The following is a 16,801-nucleotide window of genomic DNA, read 5'->3' on the forward strand; positions in this document are numbered from 1 at the left end:
CAGGGTGGTATAACTGATAGCAGGCTTAGCAAAAGGGGAGTGACTCATGTCTGACTATCCAACCATTGCGCTGATAGGACCCGGTGCGATTGGCACCACCATTGCCGCAGTACTGCATGACGCTGGCCGCACGCCGCTGCTGTGCGGACGGACCGCACATGCGGCGTTACGCCTGCGCCACGATGAGGGTGAAACGGTGGTGCCCGGTCCGGTATTAACCGATCCGACAGCCATCGCGCGTCCCGTTGACCTCGTTTTTATCGCGGTGAAAACGACGCAAAACGCCGACAGCGCCGGGTGGCTGCGCGCGCTGTGCGATGAAAATACGGTGGTCTGCGCCCTGCAAAATGGCGTAGAGCAGAAGGCTCAGCTTGAGCCTTTGGTCAGTGGCGCAACGGTGCTGCCGTCGGTGGTCTGGTTCCCGGCGCAGCGCGAGCCGGATGCCTCCGTCTGGCTGCGGGCGGAGCCGCGCCTGACGCTGCCGGACATGCCGCAGGCGCAGCGGGTGGCGGAGGCGCTTCGCGGTACGCGCTGTGAAGTTGAACTCTCGGCAGATTTCGCCACCGTCGCCTGGCGCAAGCTGCTGCAAAACGCGGTCGCCGGGCTGATGGTGCTGGCCAACCGCCGCGCCGGGATGTTCAGGCGCGAGGATATCAGCGAACTTTCGCTGGCCTACCTGCGCGAGGGGCTTACCGTCGCCCGCGCCGAAGGGGCAAAGCTGAACGATGACGTGGCGCAGGAGATCCTGGCGAACTTTCAGCGTGCCCCTGAGGACCTGGGTACGTCTATTCTGGCTGACCGTCAGGCCAACCGTCCGATGGAGTGGGACATCCGTAACGGCGTGATCCAGCGCTACGGCCGCAAGCACGGCATTGCGGTGCCCATCAGCGACGTGGTGGTGCCGCTGCTGGCGGCGGGGAGCGAGGGGCCGGGTTAACGGCCGCTGTTTTTCCGTTCGGCAAAGTAATGCGCGGGCGTGCTGCCCATCGCTTTTCGGAACATGGTGATAAACGCGTTCACGGATTCGTACCCGAGCGTTGTCGCCACGTTCTGGACCGGCACGCCGCTTGCCAGCTCCCGCAGGGCAATAATCAAGTGCAGCTGCTGGCGCCATCGCCCGAAGCTCAGCCCGGTCTCGCGCTGCATCAGGCGTGCAAACGAACGCTCGCTGAGGGCAAGCCGTTTCGCCCACTCCTTCAGGCTGCTTCTGTCCTCAGGTCGGCTGACCAGCGCGTCGGCCATGGCGCGAATTTTCGGGTCGGTTGAGACCGGCAGGCTCAGCTTCTGCTGCGGCATGCTGGCAAGCTCATCAAGCGTGACCCTGATTAGCCTGGAGACATGGCCGTCGGGCGGATAATCAACGCCCTCGCGGGTTAGGCGATCGACCAGCTCCTTGATCAGCGGCGAGATCGCCAGCGTGCAGCATCTCTCCGGCAGCGCCGCCGCGCCGGGCTCAATAAACAGATAGTTCAGATGCGCGTTCCAGGTCGCTTTGGCACTGTGCGGGATCCCCCCTGGGATCCAGACGGCGCAGTCTGGCGGCACGATCCAGATGTCATTCTCCGCGTAACAGCTGACCGCACCGTACCGGGCAATAATCAGCTGTCCTTTCCGGTGGCTATGCACCGGTACTTCCGCGGCGTAGTCCACGAAGTCCAGATGACGCGCCACCGCCGGGCTGGCGGTAGAGTCGGGGTCATACAGCGTAGTAGCAGATTGAGGCTTCACGATTCTGGCAACATTTAGGTATTTTTTGACAGAATAGAGTATTTAAGCGGGTCTGCAAGCCGGTAATAATTCCGGCATGAAAAACGTCTTCTCTTATCCCGTGCGCCTGCCCGCCGCGCTGCAAAACGACGCGGGGGCGCTGATCTACGCCGCGAAGAGTTTCGCCGCGGCGATGCTCGCTTATTACATCGCGCTGTCTATCGGCCTCGAACGCCCCTCATGGGCGATTATTACGGTTTACATCGTGTCGCAGACGTCGGTCGGGGCATCGCTCAGCAGAAGCCTCTACCGGCTGGCCGGTACGGTTGTCGGGGCCAGCGCGACCGTTCTGATTGTGCCCACCTTCGCGAATACGCCGATCCTGTGCAGCATGGTGCTGACGGGCTGGATCGTATTCTGCCTGTGGCTCTCCCTGCTGGAGCGCACGCCCCGGGCCTATGCCTTTGTGCTGGCGGGCTACACCGCGAGCCTGATTGGTTTTCCCGCGGTATCCGATCCCGGCGGCATCTTTAACGTCGCTATTGTCCGCGTGCAGGAGATCGCGAACGGGATTTTCTGCGCGGCGCTGATTCACCGCTACGTGCTGCCCGCGCGGGTATCAGGGCTGTTCAACGCTAAATTATCCCAGACGCTACAGGCCACGCGCGAGCGGGTGGCGGATACCTTAGCGGGCAAGCCCGATGCGGCTTCCGGCCCGCTGCATCTGGCCCTGGCGCTGCAGTTCCTGCAGGGCATAAGCCACCATATTCCGTACGATTTTGCCCTCTCCGCCCCGGTGCGGCAGGCCAGAAAAGCGATTCACGACCGGCTGGCGCGGCTCGTTATCGTCAACTGTGAACTACACGATCGCCTGCCAACGCCTGGAACCCTGCCCGCCGACGCGCAGGCGTTGCTGGAGGACGTTCAGGCCTGGCTGGCCGGTGAAGGCGCTAGCCTCAGCAGTACGGCAGAGGCGCTGCGGCTCCGCTGTGCGCTTCTCATCGATCGGTATGCCGCGCAGGCGCAGACGTTTGACGACGCGCGGCTGGTCAGTTTTATTCGCTACCTCTCGGAGGCGATCGCGCTTCTGCAGCAGTGCGAGCGTCTTTCCGGGGCCATCCTCCACGCCAAACCCGTCTTTGGGGAGAGGCAAACCCGCGCGGCGAAAGGCTACGTTTTCCACCGCGATCCTCTTACCGCGGCCCGCACGGCGCTGGGGGCTTTCGCCATCATCCTGAGCGGCTGTCTGGTCTGGATCTTCTCAGCATGGCCGGATGGCGGTACGGCGGTGTCTATCCTGGGGGTCTGCTGCACGCTGTTTGGCAGCTTCGACACCCCGGCCCCCCACATTGTGAAATACATCATTGGCTCGTTCTGGGGCGTGGTGATTAGCCTGTTCTACAGCTTTGCGCTGCTGCCGCTGGTGAGCGATTTCCCGGTGCTGGTGGCGGTGCTGGCTCCTGCGTATCTTCTGGCCGGGTCGCTTCAGGCGCGTCCACCGACCACGTTTATGGCGATGGGCATCACCCTGACGCTGCCCATTCTGTGCGAGCTGGGGGCGCACTACAGCGGAGACTTCGCCGTTGCGGCCAACACCGCCATCGCGCTATTTGCCGCGACCGGCTTTGCCGTTATCAGCATGAGCCTGCTGCAAACCGTGCAGGCGGATGGTGCCATCACGCGTCTGCTGAACCTGTGCCAGCGCGACATTCGCCGCAGCGTGAAGGGCACGCTGCGGGTTGACGAAACGCACTGGATCAACCTGATGATGGACCGAACCGCCCTGTTGCTGCCGCGACTGCAGCGCAGCGAGCGCGCGCCAGAGCAGGCGCTCGATCGGCTGCTACACGCGCTGCGTCTGGGGCTGTCGGTCATGCATTTACGCCGCAGTGACGCACCGCCCGGCAGGGAGGTTGACGCACTTTTTCATCGAATAAACGATGCAGGCCGTGACGCCTTACGGGAACGCATCGTCACCCTTATCGAGCGCCATCTGCCTGCGGCAGATGAACATACGCGCCAGTTTATCTTCAGGCTGGTGGATCTGCACTGTGCATTACGGGAGCCAGACCATGGTTAACGATCTCAATATCGGCGGGGTTTTTATCCCGGGGTTGCTGACGGTCGCCCTCGCGGCGCTGGTCTGCACGCTAAGCCTCGTCGCGCTTTTCTCTCTTAGCAGGGGCTACCGGCGCTTGCCGTTTCGCCCGCTGATGGATGTTTCAACCTGGATTGTCACCTTTTTCCTGCTGATGCAGGGTCTGACCGCGTTGGGGTTATTGTCATGAAATCACTGCTCTCTTTACTGGCTCGGTATGCGCTGACGTTGAGCGTCGTCGCGGCGGCTACGCTTCTGGCGTTTATGATGTGGAAACACTACGCAGAAACGCCGTGGACCCGCGACGGGCGCGTGCGGGCGGACGTGGTGCAGATTGCGCCGGACGTCTCCGGGCCCGTCATCAGCGTGGCCGTTCGGGATAACCAGTGGGTGAATCGGGGCGATGTGCTTTACACCATCGATCCGCGCTGGCTCAAGCTGGCGGTGGCAAGCGCGCAGGCTGATGTGGAGTCGAAACGCCATGAGATGCTGATGCGCCAGGACGCGGCCCATCGCCGCACGCTGATTAAAAACGCCATCTCCGGCGAGGATTTGCAGCAAACCGGCAGCGCGGCGAACGTCGCGGCGGCCAATTATCACGGCGCGCTGGCCGCGCTGGATCTGGCTGAGCTTAATCTGGCGCACGCCACCGTCCGTGCGACGGTTTCGGGGTACGTTACGCACCTGCGGCTGCGGCCCGGAGACTACGCGACGGCGGGGGAGACAAAGGTCGCCATCGTCGATGCCCACAGCTTCTGGGTGGTGGGGTACTTTGAAGAGACCAAGCTGCGCCATATTCGCGTTGGGGATGCTGCGCAGGTTGTGCTGATGGGATACGAGCCGGTCATCACGGGGCACGTGGAGAGCATCGGACACGGGATTGGGGACAGCAACGACGAGACGGGCGGGCTGGGTCTGCCCGACGTCGAGCCTACCTTTAGCTGGGTGCGGCTGGCGCAGCGCGTGCCGGTGCGTATTCATATCGACAGGTTGCCGGAGGGGGTTGAACTGGTGGCGGGGCTGTCGGCGAGCGTGGCGGTGGGGCGATAATCTGGGGATAGTCAGCCTTAAACACATATGCGAAACTTACCGCTTCTGAAAATATGTGGTGGGACCCGCTCAATGTCAGAACAACATTCGCAGTGCCTTTTCAGTGAAGGACTGATCTCTTTTCCTGAGGGATATCAGGATCGTACCGTCAACGTATTTGCGCCGCCCGCTGCGGATGCACCGGCGTTCAACATCTCCCGCGATGCTCTCAACGCTGGTGAAGCGCTTGCCGCGTATATCGATCGCCAGCTCGCCCTGATGGAAAAACACATCAAGGGCTGGAAGCAGGGTGAGCGCAGCGCCGCTACGCTGGGCGACGACCTTTTACAGGGTGAAACCGTCCATGCTACCTACCTGCGCGACGGGAAACGCATATGGCAGCAGCAGGCCGTATTTAACGTCGACAGCAATAACATTCTGGTGTTCACCATGACCTGCACCCGCGCGCTGGGCGATGCTGACAGCACGCTGTTTGGCGATCTTCTCAGGAGCTTCCGCTTCCACCATTAACACCAGGGACAGTTGTTATGTTTGAAGCAGCACGCGTTGGTGATGATATCGGCCACTCCGGTGCGCTGGCCGGGATGATTGCCGGAACGATTGTCGGCGGCCTGATTGCCGCCGCCGGGGGCATTCTGGCGGGGGCCATGTTTATTGCCGGACTTGGTGCATCCTGTCTTGGCGTGGGCGTCCTGCTCGTCGGCGCCAGCCTGGCCGTGGGGTATTACACCGGGGAGCTGGCGACCGCCGCCCGGGACAGCATCGCGGACGCCGGGGCATCCAGCATGACGAAGAAAGGCGTCATCACCTCCGGTTCGCCCAACGTGTTTATCAACGGTAAACCCGCCGCCATGGCCACGGACAGCGCGGTGAAGTGCTCTGACGATGGCTCGCAGCAGATGGCCGAAGGCTCTTCACGGGTCTCTATCAACGGCCTGCCTGCGGCACGCATCGGGGATCGCACCACCTGCGACGCGAAGGTGATGACCGGTTCGGACAACGTCATTATCGGCGGCGACCCGCAGCAAACCCTCCCCATTCAGTCTGAAGTCCCCGAGTGGCTGTATAAAGTCTCCGATCTTACTCTGCTGTTTGCCGGGCTTATCGGCGGGTGGGGCGGTGCCGCTGGTAAAGTCGGGGCGCTCTCTAAGCTGCTGGGCAAAATCCCCGGCATCAATAAGCTGGCCCGTATCGCCTGTCGCGCCGGCACGCTGATGACAGGCGTGGCGGCCGCAGGGATCATCGCCCGCCCGGTGGATATCGTCAGCGGACAAAAATTTCTCAGCGGGGATGATGAGCTGGACTTCGTCCTTCCTTCCCGCCTTCCGGTGCGCTGGCAGCGCTACTGGCGCAGCGGCAACCCCGGCGACAGCGTGCTGGGCCGCGGCTGGAGCCTGTTCTGGGAAAGCCGCCTGGAGCCTTACCAGGACGGCCTGGTGTGGCGCGCGCCGTCCGGCGATTACGTCGCCTTCCCGAAGGTCCCGAAAGGGATGCGCACCTACTGCGAAAGCGAAAAAAACTGGCTTGAACATCACTCTGACGACAGCTGGTCGGTGTATGACGTCAGCGGCGAGCGCTGGCACTATGCGCCGCTGCGGGATGATGCCCCGTCACTGCTTCAGCGCATCTCTGAACTCTGCGGCAACGAGATCCTCTTCGAATGGAATGCGGATCATACCCTGCATGCCCTGACCGACAGCGCGAGCCAGCGCGTGGTCTGCCGCTACGACCGTGACAGGCTCGTCGGCGCATGGCTGGATGACGAGATCTGCCTGGTCAGTTACGCTTATGATGAACAGCGCCAGCTGGTCTCCGTGACCGGCCGGGGCGGTAGCGTGCGCCGACGCTTCCGCTGGCAGGACGGGCTGATGAGCGCCCATGAGGACGCCAACGGCCTGCTGAGCGAATACCGCTGGCGGGAGATTGACGGCCTGCCGCGCGTGGTCGGCTTCCGCCACAGCGGCGGCGAACAGCTGGCGTTCGAATACGATTTTGAAAATGGCATCCGCCGTGCTATCCGCGATGACGGCGCCCAGGCGCACTGGCTGGTCGACGACGACAACAACGTCGCGCGCTTCACGGATTACGACGGTCGCCAGACGACGTTTGTTTACCGCGACGGCGAGCTCTGCGACGTTATTCTGCCCGGCGGCGCAATGCGCCGCAGCACGTGGGACAAATACGGCCGCATGACCAGCGAGACGGACCCGGCGGGCCGCCGCACCGAGTACCACTGGCATCGCCTGACCGACCGCATCACCCGCACGGTGTACCCGGACGGCACCTCATCGCAGGCCATGTACGACCTTCGCGGTCGCCTGCTGTCGGAAACGGATCCGGCCGGTAGCACCACCGCGTATGGCTATCCTGACGATGAAGAAAACCTGCCTGAGAGCATCACCGACGCCACAGGTGGCGTTGTGCGCCTGGTCTGGAACCACCAGGCGCTGCTGACGCAGCGCACCGACTGCTCCGGCAGCGTGACCCGCTTCACCTACGATCGATTCGGGCAGCTGATTGCCAGCGAGGATGCGGAAGGGAATATCACGCGCCGGGAGTGGAGTCGTGCCGGGCTGCTGAGCGTCGTGATCCATCCGGACGGCAGCCGCGAGTCGCTGGTGTGGAACGAACGCGGCCAGCTCACGGGCTGGCGCGACCCGCTGGAAAGCGAGGTGAGCTGGGCCTACAACGCGCTCGGCCTCCCGGTCAGCCTCACCGACCGTATTGGCCGCGTGCGCCAGTGGCGCTACGATCCGCGCGGCAACCTGCTGCGGCTCGATAACGGCAACGGGGCGGATTACCGCTTCACCTACGACGCCGTGGGCCGCCCGCTCAGCGAAACGCGCCCGGACGAGACCGTGCGCCATATGGAATGGGACGCGCGAGGGTTCCTCTGCGCGCTCGAAGAAAACGGCCGGCCTGCCGCCGACGGCAGTATCGCCCGTCGCGTCCAGCAGTTCAGCTATGACGACAGCGGGCTGCTGATCGGGCGTACTCAGCGCCACGCGGAGTACCGCTACTTCCGCGACCTGAGCGGCCAGATTACCCGCATCCGCCGCACGCCGACGGCCGAAGGCGTTGCCCTGGGTATCGAAAGCGATGAGATCGCATACCGCCACGACGCCGCCGGGCGCGTGCTGAGCGAGTCCGGCATTAACGGCGCGGTGGGCTACGAGTGGGATGCCCTGAGCAACCTGACCGGCCTGACGCTGCCCGGCGAGCAAAAGCTGGCCTGGCTGCACTACGGCTCCGGCCACGTCAGCGCCATCCGCTTCGGGCAGCAGCTGGTGACCGAGTTCACCCGCGACCGCCTGCACCGCGAGGTGCGCCGCACTCAGGGCGCGCGCGAGCAGCTCCGTCAGTATGACAGCCTCGGAAGACGCACCCTGCAGCGCAGCGAGCTGAGTACGGACGTGACCCTGCCGGAGCAGGAGCTACTGGAACGCCTTTATCGCTACACCGCACGCGGTGAGCTTTCCGGCGTCAGCGACACCCTGCGCGGTGAGGTGGACTACGGCTACGACGCCGAAGGGCGTCTGCTGAAGCACTACGAGGCCCGCCAGGGGCACAGCCGCGCGCAGTTCAGCTACGACGCCGCGGATAACCTCGCCGCCAATGACGATCCGGTACCGGTCACGGATAACCGCCTGCAGCACTGGCAGGCGCTGTTCATGAAATACGACCACTGGGGCAACCTGGTCAGCCGCCGCAACGGGCTGTATGAACAGCATTATGCGTATGATGCCGAGAACCGTCTGGTATCCGCCCGGGGAACCGGGCCGGAAGGGCGGTTTGAGGCGCGCTATCACTACGACGCGCTGGGCCGCCGCACGCGCAAAATCGTCACCACGACGCACGGCACCACCGACACCCGCTTCCTGTGGCAGGGTTACCGCCTGCTGCAGGAGCAGCAGGAGAGCGGGCTGTGCAGCACGTATATGTACGACCCTAATGACGCCTGGAGCCCGCTGGCGAGGGTGGATCACCTCCGTGACCAGAAGAGCGGTGATATTTACTGGTTCAATACCGACCTGAACGGCGCGCCGCTGGAAGTGACAGACGAGCGCGGCGCGGTGCGCTGGAGCGGCCAGTACGGTAGCTTTGGCGATGTACGCCACCAGAGCGAAGGGTTCTCACGGGTTGTGAATCGCTCGGCGATGGCACACCAGCCGCTTCGCTACGCCGGGCAGTACGCTGACGGTGAAACGGGGCTGCACTATAACCTGTTCCGCTACTACGACCCGCAGGTCGGGCGGTTTATTGTGCAGGATCCGATTGGGTTGAATGGCGGAAACTTAAATTTATATAACTATGCCCCTAACCCTCTGTTATGGATAGACCCTATGGGTCTGGCATTGAGCGGCGTTGACTTTAGTGGAAGCCCATCACTTTATCCTGTTACTGGGACACAACGAAATATCGTTGAAATTACCCTTCAAGGATCAAGGGGGCGGGATTTCACAGAAGCCTACAAACTTGCAGGCATAAGTGAAGCTGATGCAAGCGAATATACATGGCATCATCTTGATGATTTTGATCCAAAAACAGGTAAGTCAACTATGCAACTGGTCACGACTGAGGCGCACAAAGCATCTTTCCCACATAAGGGGTCTGTATCTCAGTTCGAAAAACATTTTGGAGTGAAGTATGGCTCTCCTGAAGCTATAAAAATATCTCATAGTAAAGGATGGCTGAGAGGTCGTATTCCTAAACATTGTCAATAGGAGAGAAATGATGATTAAACTTATAGATTCTTCCCCTGCTGTATCTGCTGATGAGCTAGGCAAGATCGAAGTTTCGCTGGGTGTAACTTTTCCTAATGCCTTAAAATCTTTATGGCTTATAAGTAATGGTGGCATACTGGACGAAGGTCGTCGTGTTTATCAAAGCGAACACTACGAGAATGATATAAAATATTTCCTACCTATATTACATACTAAAAGATCGGGCATATTAACTGTTGATGATTACTATAAGGATTTAGTAATTAACAAAAAAATTCTTGCAGAAAATTTTATACCATTCGCAATTGATGGAGGTGGGTTCCCCTATTGTGTTGGGATAAATGATGGTGCAGTATATTTTTGTGATTTGGAAAATCAGGAGGAGATCTATCTTGAGCCAAATTTTGAAAGTTTTATTGGAAAAATAATTCCTGAAGATGAAGCATGGTGATACAGGTTCTTACCCTCGTAAGAGGGTGGCTTTGTTAATCACTACTTTTTACAGGGGGCTTCATTAATGCAATGATGGAGTGCCCAATTATTTCATTAATAACATATTCCTTTTCTGCTATACGCAGATCTGTCAGCTTATTGTGCAGGCTTCGAGAGGGGTAAATGGTGGGTTAGACTTATACTCATATGTTCCCAACCAACTTACTTGGATAAATCTGTTAGGGTTAATGCCATGGGCATTGAACCCAATTTGAATCGGATACCATTTAATGCCACGAAAAATAGCCAACAGCATTGGACCAACCGATCTTGGTACTATGAAAATACACCAACGTTTTTCCCGGATCCTTATAGCGCTGGAATGCATGAAGAACTACATAGAGCTATTAAAAACGATATTGGAAAAATTCAGGGGCCGTGGCAGGGTTCCGCGGAAGATTTATTCAATGCGTATAGCCGTAATTTAAATTCCTTTTCACATATAAGTGGTGATTTAAAGATTCCTTCGACGGGTGAAATCTTAGCCAGAAATGTCACTCCTAAAGAAGCACATTCAAAACTGCTGGAGTGGTTCAATAATAAACAAACATGTAAGGCATCAGGAGGTAGATGTGGTTAAAATAATTGACATTGATGTGGATTTTAACGGGATAATAATTTTCGATTATCCAGGAATACTGGCCCCATTTGGTGGGAAGATAGAGGATGGAGATAACATTCTCCAGGAATTCACCACCACAGACAAAGGGGACCTTGTTCTTAATAAAGGTATTGCCTTACCTATTATGGGCCTTGATGATGGTGGCTATGTTGTTAGGCTTTTTTTAAATGAACTCCCCGACGATAAAGATAGGGAAGTTATATTCACAGATAAATATTTCTATCTTAATGTAACTGGTGATTTATACGTTGCTGATATGGCAGTATTTTGGGAGTGGGAAGATTATACTGGTTGGATTAACGCTGATATTCCTAAAGGAATATATAAAGTGAGCCTTGAAGGGGTTCATTTATTAAAGGGGGGGGAGACTGTTTATTGCTATGATTTAATTTTTGAAAAAACGAATCAACTTGGTATAAGAGATGTTGAACCACGCTCAGACTCCAGGCTTTATTAAATCCATTAGCCGTCAAGGAAAATAAACTTTTCCGGCTTTTATTAATTTATTTTTCAATCATACCTAAAGAGACGTACAATGTAGTTAATCATAAATGTGACTTAAAGATGCTAAGAGTTTGTTCGCTAAAATGGTTATGGGAATTAGGAAAGAGAAAATTTACTTTTTATGGGGATGAGTTGAAGAAATGATTAAATATAATCTAATCTCTAAAATAAATATCTTTTCTGATAGTAATGTCATTGGGCGGATAGGTGGAAACATCCCTGAATTCTTTTTAGATAAACTAGATGAAGTTCAGGGCTATAAGTTTTATTTGACAGTTCAGAATCCTGATATTGGACATGAGTATATTACGATACTTACTTCTGAAGGATATGACGATATGATTGATAACAATATCTACCCTAATTGTTCAGTAAAAGTTTTTACGCATACGTTTTCTGATGAAAGCAATAATGAAGAATTTACGATAAAATACATTAACAAGGCAGTTATTGTTGGGTATGATAAGGTTGAAGGTGAAGAGTTTGATTTTATCACTAAAACCGAAGAAGCAAGGTTAATACAATCTGAAGATTATTATTTTGATGCTTTGCAAAAGGATGGTTATAAATTTTTTATGCAGGTTGATGAAGATTATTATCCAGATACATTGCTTGATGGTGATTACATCTTTGGGTACGGTGCTTTGTATTTGTATAAGAATATATCCAGCGGAAAAATTATAGCTGGTTTTTGGCAATGCTCGTAAAGATAAGTGATTAATAAAAAGCCGGATTATATCGGTTATTTCCTTCTTATATAATAATGATGATATTATATTTTTAATGCAAAATGTATTTCTTCTAAAGTTTTTACTTTCGGTTATAAGTTTCTTTTCGCTAATCAAACATGACATTAATATCAGACGTCAGAAAAATACATGCCTGTATAATTTAAGAATAGTGACATATCCATGTTCAAATTTTATTTTTAGAACTGTTGATATTTGAAAGTATAGATTTATAGTAGTTAAGAAAGTAAGTCGATGCGTACAATACAATAGGATATCCTTTATGAGATTGTAAAGGTAATCGATATAAAATATAATCTGATTTAAGGGTTTGATTTCTGGTGGTAAAAATGGTTCAAAAAATTACCCTGATTATTAAATTTGATTAAAGTACAGTTCAATGGAATATATAATCCTATTATTAACACTTGCTTTATAAAGTATAAAAGATAAAACTCAAGGATTTTGCGTATGAGTCAGTTAGAATACAGAAAAGCGTATGGTTTAGATGATTTAATATATAATGTTATGGGTGGGTATGCTTAGACAATTTTGTGTGTGTACAAAAGAATATGAAGAAACTGCTAAAGAAGAGCTTGTTTGTTATTTAGATAACCATCCTATCATTAGTGATGACGATGAGGAAGTATATCCTGATTTTGTTGTTGATAATTCTCTAGAGTTGTTTTTCTATGGAGATCAATTTATAGATGTATTACATAATATCTCTATCCAAAGAGAAAAACCATCTGTAGCGGATTTCATATCAGCTTTAAATTTTTATCTCGAGAACGATAACTTCATAGAGCTTTTATTTAAAGAGCGAGAGATTAATTAAAAATTTATTTACTTAGCTTATTTGAAGGTAGTACATACTGAGAATGTAATTCTAAATTAATTGGTTATTACTGAGGGCTATATTTATGGATGCGTCTGAGACTATTGTGAATGAGATTGAAAAAGCATTAAAACAACTTATTGTCATTTGCAATAAACACTCGCTGTCAGGAAGTTTCAGCACCGTCACTGATCTGGACAATGCCTTCCCGTCCAACTTACCTCGTTCGACAGAGGTGGAATTTTTATATGAAAATTATAATCCTGAAAAGTTAAAGATTGAAACAGGCTTCACGCCAATTAAACTTCACTCGGCCAGTGAGCTCTTGAAGGCTCAAAGTGGTTATGAATACTTACCAGATAATTATCTTGTTATTGGTAATGATTTAGGCGGAGGTAAACCTATAATTGCGGTTATCGATGAAGGGAGTTCCTCTGTTTATGCAGGTTGTGATGTAATTGAACCGTTTCAGATAGCTAGTAGTCTCTCTGGGTTCATATTTTCTCTAGCTGAGCTTATTGATTTGGTATATGGCCAATACGATATCTTTGATATAGCAGATGATAATGACGAAGTAAAAGATGATTTTATTGATGAATTGCGGGGAAGGATTGTGCCTCTTATCGGTAATGAAAACTTCAATGCGTTTTATAATTATTTTTATGGATAGATTTTTTCATTAAAAGGAAACCCTCACGGTAAAATATTCTTTTATAGCGAGGTGAGGTTCTCTTTTTTTTACGGGTATTTTAAACAAAATTTAAAAGAGTAATGCTATTTATTTAAGTGGAATTAATCTAATGTATGAAAGGAGAAGGATTATATGCAGACTACGCGAGTAATGGGAGAAGGATATGAACCTTACGTTGAGCAATTAGGTGACAAACTGATTTATTCCTTACCTGTTGAATCGGGATTTGTCAGTTTTCATTTTGAGTTTGATATTCGTCAGATCGATCTTGACGTCCTGCTGTCCGATCATTACCGGCGGGCCGTCCTGGAAGTGTCCGCACACACTTTGCTCCAGCGCTCGACGTTGAAGGGACATAAACGATTCACTCAGAACGATTTTGATAACCTTATTGCCACTACCCTTCATGCATCGCAAGAGCATCTTAGCGCATTCATTTCTCAGATTAATCGGGAGCACAATATTTCGATTGAACATTATGTTAATGACATAATGAATAGACGCTTAACTAAAGGATGAATATACCGATCCCAGATAAGGTCAACATTCATCTTAAAATCACGCTGTATCTACAGCTCTTTTCAACCTCGTGCTGCCCGAAGAAGTCAAATAGATTTCGTGATAACCGACGAATGCGGCTAAGTGCGCGGAAGCGGCCAGCTCGGCAGCTTTGGCGAGGTACGTCATCGGAGCCAAGGTTTCCCATGTGTTGTGAATCGCATGGCGATGGCACATCAGCCGCTTCGCTATGCCGGAAATATATACTTTGCCTTTAACAGGAGCAATATTAAAAATATTTGTGCGGATGCAATCTTCGACTACTTTTACGATACTAACATGTTAATGAATATCATGCTTTCGGTACAATCTGTCAGGAGCAAAACGATTCAAGACAAGGACAACTGATGAGTAATGTTAAAAATCTTATTGCAGCGTATATTAACTGCTTTGAAGAAAATGATGTTCTCACTATCGGAATAGGAGATGACACTCATGAACCAAAAAACTTTATCATTATCGGACGATTTGATGAGGATGAATTACCTATTAACGACTGCATTGGATTTCAGAGTGAGTCAACGGAATATGAGTTAACAGACTCTATTCGTTCCGTTCAACTCACAGATGGCAAACTTGTGATCGTGCTTAATGATGATGCCGCAAAAAAAATTGGCATCAGCGAATATCGCGTGGTCATTCCTGCAGCAAAAGATTTTAAATCGCTTGAAAAGTATTTAAGAGAAATGTTTGATGGCAGTGATGTGCCGCTACAATTACCGTAAGGTTTTAGCTACTACATGGCTATCTTAGCACCCGAACTTTAAAAGATGCAGGCGGGACATTTCGAGTAGAGGGCACATGTGCTGAGCCAACGTTTAACGGCGAATAGGATTGCTACGTCACTGTATGAGGTGAAAGCGAAAGATATGTCCGCTTTGTGCCAGCAGCGGACGTTGCGCGGTATGTTAGTTATGATACGAAATGTTTGCGTAAGATTTTTTCTAATAGTGAAAAAATTACTGTGACCCTTTTCGGAGTAATCGTCTGATAAGGCCGATATAAATAAAATTGCCATTTCTCCTGTCGCAGTTCTGGCAGGGGTTTTATGAGTTGACCATTTGCTAAGTACTCTCTACAGATAAAATCGCTGGACTGTACAACCGTTTTGCCAGCCAAAGCGGCCTGAATTTCTGCGTATGGGTCCGTAGTATAAAATTCAATATGACGAGGGACAAAGGTATTCACTGCGTCACTCATAAATTCAAAGATTTTTCCCGTTTCAGGATTAAGTAAACCACTGAATGGATAACGTTGCCGAAGATCTTCTAAATCCGTTGGAGTTCCCAGGCGCGCAACGAGTTCTGGGGATGCTACCAAAATATGTTCCACCTGCGTGATATTTTTAATGATAAAGTTTGGATTAGGTTCTCGCCCGACGCGTATACCTATATCGATACGATGCTCGACAGTATCAAGTTTCATCATGTCTAAACGCCAGTCGATAAATAATTCAGGATATGGGCGTAGCGCAGTCAATAGTTCATATAATACTTGTTCATGCTTTGGAAATCGAAGCGACGTGATACGGACAATGCCCTTCATTTCATTATCATCTTTCGCCGTCTGAAATAGTTTTTCCGAATCCTCTAGCAGTCGCCTGGCTTGAGGTAAAAAAAGCTCACCGAAGCTTGTGAGAAAGATCGAGCGAGTATTGCGTCTGAAAAGGGGTTCATCAAGCTGTTTCTCCAGCTCAGCGATTGTTCGTGTTACAACCGATGGTGAAACCGAAAGCTTTATAGAGGCTTCGCGGAAGTTGAGGGTCTCAGCGGCGATGATAAAAAACTTCAGAGCATCAAGTTTGTTCATGATTGTTGTGAAAGTTGCAATAATGTTTTTTGATATTAGCAATTAATTTGCAATTATTCCAGTCGTATAATCAAACCATCAAACAAGTAATCTATCGTATCCTTTTATCAGAACTTTGAAGAGTAATTTATGGCAATACAACCAGTAGAATTAAACAAAGCCTATCGTTTATTGCAGGTCGGGCCAACGACGATGATATCGGCTAAAAATAATGGTATTGAAAATGTCATGGCAGCTGCCTGGGTGGGATTAGTAGGCAATAACAAAGTGATGGCTTTTATAGGTCCACAGGCATTTACACGCGGCCTTGTCGAAAAAAGTGGATATTACGTTGTCCAGGTCCCAGTAGTAAATCAGATGGAAATGGTTTTATATGCAGGCGGTCACAGTTATTCTGACATACCCGAAAAAAACAATAAAATCCCACTTTTTTATCAGAAAGAGTTTGATCTGCCTTTAGTTGTAGGTTGCGCTGGCTGGCTAGTCTGTAAGGTTATACCCAATGAAGAAAATGAAAAGCAGCACAACTTGTTCATGGGGGAAATTATCGGAGCATGGAGTGATGACCGCGTTTTCAGGAATGGGCACTGGATTTTTGATGATGCGCCTGATGAACTACGTACTGTCCATTACGTAGCTGGCGGACAGTTTTACGCCATTGGCAAAGGTACAAAATTTAATTATGGTCCGGGAAAAGACTAATCCTTACTTCTGTATAAATGTAGCCATAGAAAATGGCTACATAGAGGTAAGAACACCAAAATCAACCCACTAAAGATGTCTGCTCTTCGCTCATAGCGGAACTTCATCTCAGTAGGCTTATCAGTTCCGCTCTGCGCTTTAGCGTGACCCTATCGAAGCAGTTTAAGGGGGCACAGAATGACGTTCGCCACTATTGATGACGTCAGAAACCGGATCGAACCGTTAGACAGAGAACTGCTCATCGGATAACGGAAATGCAAGCTGTCGTTTTTACCCGT

At 51.7% G+C, this 16,801-nt stretch carries 17 protein-coding genes; 15 read left to right on the plus strand and 2 right to left on the minus strand.

Features of this window, described 5'->3' with window-relative positions:
* Positions 1-46: 46 nt before the first annotated feature.
* Positions 47-937 carry an oxidoreductase gene (locus AC0TN7_RS16645; protein WP_061715820.1) on the plus strand — a complete coding sequence of 297 codons (891 nt, stop codon included), beginning with the start codon at positions 47-49 and terminating at the stop codon, positions 935-937.
* Here the strand turns inward: AC0TN7_RS16645 and AC0TN7_RS16650 are convergent.
* Positions 934-1,728: an AraC family transcriptional regulator gene (locus tag AC0TN7_RS16650; protein WP_061715819.1), complete on the minus strand. Its 795-nt coding sequence runs from the start codon at positions 1,726-1,728 to the stop codon at positions 934-936. The genes AC0TN7_RS16645 and AC0TN7_RS16650 overlap by 4 nt on opposite strands.
* Positions 1,729-1,804: 76 nt before the next feature.
* Between AC0TN7_RS16650 and AC0TN7_RS16655 the strand changes: the two genes are divergently transcribed.
* The 13 genes from AC0TN7_RS16655 (at position 1,805) to AC0TN7_RS16715 (ending at position 14,737) form a co-directional block, all read left to right on the plus strand.
* Positions 1,805-3,787 carry an FUSC family protein gene (locus AC0TN7_RS16655; RefSeq protein ID WP_473702281.1) on the plus strand — a complete coding sequence of 661 codons (1,983 nt, stop codon included), beginning with the start codon at positions 1,805-1,807 and terminating at the stop codon, positions 3,785-3,787.
* A complete protein-coding gene (locus AC0TN7_RS16660) occupies positions 3,780-3,995 on the plus strand; it encodes a DUF1656 domain-containing protein (protein WP_024906912.1) in 216 nt (71 codons plus the stop codon). Before AC0TN7_RS16655 ends, AC0TN7_RS16660 begins: the two co-directional genes overlap by 8 nt.
* A complete protein-coding gene (locus AC0TN7_RS16665; RefSeq protein WP_473702282.1) occupies positions 3,992-4,855 on the plus strand; it encodes an HlyD family secretion protein in 864 nt (287 codons plus the stop codon). Before AC0TN7_RS16660 ends, AC0TN7_RS16665 begins: the two co-directional genes overlap by 4 nt.
* A 72-nt stretch (positions 4,856-4,927) precedes the next feature.
* Entirely contained in the window at positions 4,928-5,365 is a 438-nt protein-coding gene (locus tag AC0TN7_RS16670; RefSeq protein ID WP_048993217.1) for a DcrB-related protein, read from the plus strand.
* A gap of 17 nt (positions 5,366-5,382) precedes the next feature.
* Positions 5,383-9,579 (plus strand): RHS repeat-associated core domain-containing protein, encoded by a 4,197-nt coding sequence (locus AC0TN7_RS16675; protein ID WP_473702283.1) that lies wholly within the window; start codon positions 5,383-5,385, stop codon positions 9,577-9,579.
* A 7-nt stretch (positions 9,580-9,586) separates the two neighbouring features.
* Positions 9,587-10,030, plus strand: a complete 444-nt coding sequence (locus tag AC0TN7_RS16680; protein ID WP_148769262.1) for an SMI1/KNR4 family protein — start codon at positions 9,587-9,589, stop codon at positions 10,028-10,030.
* A 234-nt stretch (positions 10,031-10,264) separates the two neighbouring features.
* Complete coding sequence (locus AC0TN7_RS16685; protein ID WP_198313990.1) at positions 10,265-10,651, plus strand: hypothetical protein; 387 nt, start codon at positions 10,265-10,267, stop codon at positions 10,649-10,651.
* Positions 10,644-11,150, plus strand: coding sequence for a hypothetical protein (locus AC0TN7_RS16690; protein WP_267214470.1), 507 nt, complete (start codon positions 10,644-10,646; stop codon positions 11,148-11,150). The genes AC0TN7_RS16685 and AC0TN7_RS16690 overlap by 8 nt, the downstream gene beginning before the upstream one ends.
* 187 nt (positions 11,151-11,337) lie before the next feature.
* Entirely contained in the window at positions 11,338-11,904 is a 567-nt protein-coding gene (locus AC0TN7_RS16695) for a hypothetical protein (RefSeq protein ID WP_157188725.1), read from the plus strand.
* 559 nt (positions 11,905-12,463) lie between these two features.
* The gene (locus tag AC0TN7_RS16700) at positions 12,464-12,763 is read left to right on the plus strand and encodes a DUF7716 domain-containing protein (protein ID WP_232473041.1); all 300 of its coding nucleotides are present in this window, start codon (positions 12,464-12,466) and stop codon (positions 12,761-12,763) included.
* 85 nt (positions 12,764-12,848) lie between these two features.
* Positions 12,849-13,433, plus strand: coding sequence for a hypothetical protein (locus tag AC0TN7_RS16705; protein ID WP_090417901.1), 585 nt, complete (start codon positions 12,849-12,851; stop codon positions 13,431-13,433).
* A 153-nt stretch (positions 13,434-13,586) separates the two neighbouring features.
* Entirely contained in the window at positions 13,587-13,973 is a 387-nt protein-coding gene (locus AC0TN7_RS16710) for a hypothetical protein (protein WP_248272930.1), read from the plus strand.
* 386 nt (positions 13,974-14,359) lie between these two features.
* Positions 14,360-14,737, plus strand: a complete 378-nt coding sequence (locus AC0TN7_RS16715) for a hypothetical protein (protein ID WP_370884033.1) — start codon at positions 14,360-14,362, stop codon at positions 14,735-14,737.
* A 187-nt stretch (positions 14,738-14,924) separates the two neighbouring features.
* Here the strand turns inward: AC0TN7_RS16715 and AC0TN7_RS16720 are convergent, their stop codons facing one another.
* On the minus strand, positions 14,925-15,821 hold the full coding sequence (locus AC0TN7_RS16720; protein ID WP_473702284.1) for a LysR family transcriptional regulator: 897 nt from the start codon (positions 15,819-15,821) through the stop codon (positions 14,925-14,927).
* 129 nt (positions 15,822-15,950) lie between these two features.
* Between AC0TN7_RS16720 and AC0TN7_RS16725 the strand changes: the two genes are divergently transcribed.
* The gene (locus AC0TN7_RS16725; protein WP_370884032.1) at positions 15,951-16,523 is read left to right on the plus strand and encodes a flavin reductase family protein; all 573 of its coding nucleotides are present in this window, start codon (positions 15,951-15,953) and stop codon (positions 16,521-16,523) included.
* Positions 16,524-16,801: the final 278 nt, after the last annotated feature.

The sequence above is a fragment of the Enterobacter sp. PL_is511 genome (assembly GCF_055816065.1).

Excerpts from the sequence above, each read along its gene's own strand:
- AC0TN7_RS16715 (WP_370884033.1), top strand. The coding sequence starts at position 14,360 with ATGAGTAATGTTAAAAATCTTATTGCAGCGTATATTAACTGCTTTGAA.
- AC0TN7_RS16660 (WP_024906912.1), top strand. The coding sequence starts at position 3,780 with ATGGTTAACGATCTCAATATCGGCGGGGTTTTTATCCCGGGGTTGCTG.
- AC0TN7_RS16675 (WP_473702283.1), top strand. The coding sequence starts at position 5,383 with ATGTTTGAAGCAGCACGCGTTGGTGATGATATCGGCCACTCCGGTGCG.
- AC0TN7_RS16680 (WP_148769262.1), top strand. The coding sequence starts at position 9,587 with ATGATGATTAAACTTATAGATTCTTCCCCTGCTGTATCTGCTGATGAG.
- AC0TN7_RS16700 (WP_232473041.1), top strand. The coding sequence starts at position 12,464 with ATGCTTAGACAATTTTGTGTGTGTACAAAAGAATATGAAGAAACTGCT.
- AC0TN7_RS16685 (WP_198313990.1), top strand. The coding sequence starts at position 10,265 with ATGGGCATTGAACCCAATTTGAATCGGATACCATTTAATGCCACGAAA.
- AC0TN7_RS16725 (WP_370884032.1), top strand. The coding sequence starts at position 15,951 with ATGGCAATACAACCAGTAGAATTAAACAAAGCCTATCGTTTATTGCAG.
- AC0TN7_RS16665 (WP_473702282.1), top strand. The coding sequence starts at position 3,992 with ATGAAATCACTGCTCTCTTTACTGGCTCGGTATGCGCTGACGTTGAGC.
- AC0TN7_RS16655 (WP_473702281.1), top strand. The coding sequence starts at position 1,805 with ATGAAAAACGTCTTCTCTTATCCCGTGCGCCTGCCCGCCGCGCTGCAA.
- AC0TN7_RS16720 (WP_473702284.1), bottom strand. The coding sequence starts at position 15,821 with ATGAACAAACTTGATGCTCTGAAGTTTTTTATCATCGCCGCTGAGACC.
- AC0TN7_RS16670 (WP_048993217.1), top strand. The coding sequence starts at position 4,928 with ATGTCAGAACAACATTCGCAGTGCCTTTTCAGTGAAGGACTGATCTCT.
- AC0TN7_RS16695 (WP_157188725.1), top strand. The coding sequence starts at position 11,338 with ATGATTAAATATAATCTAATCTCTAAAATAAATATCTTTTCTGATAGT.
- AC0TN7_RS16645 (WP_061715820.1), top strand. The coding sequence starts at position 47 with ATGTCTGACTATCCAACCATTGCGCTGATAGGACCCGGTGCGATTGGC.
- AC0TN7_RS16705 (WP_090417901.1), top strand. The coding sequence starts at position 12,849 with ATGGATGCGTCTGAGACTATTGTGAATGAGATTGAAAAAGCATTAAAA.
- AC0TN7_RS16710 (WP_248272930.1), top strand. The coding sequence starts at position 13,587 with ATGCAGACTACGCGAGTAATGGGAGAAGGATATGAACCTTACGTTGAG.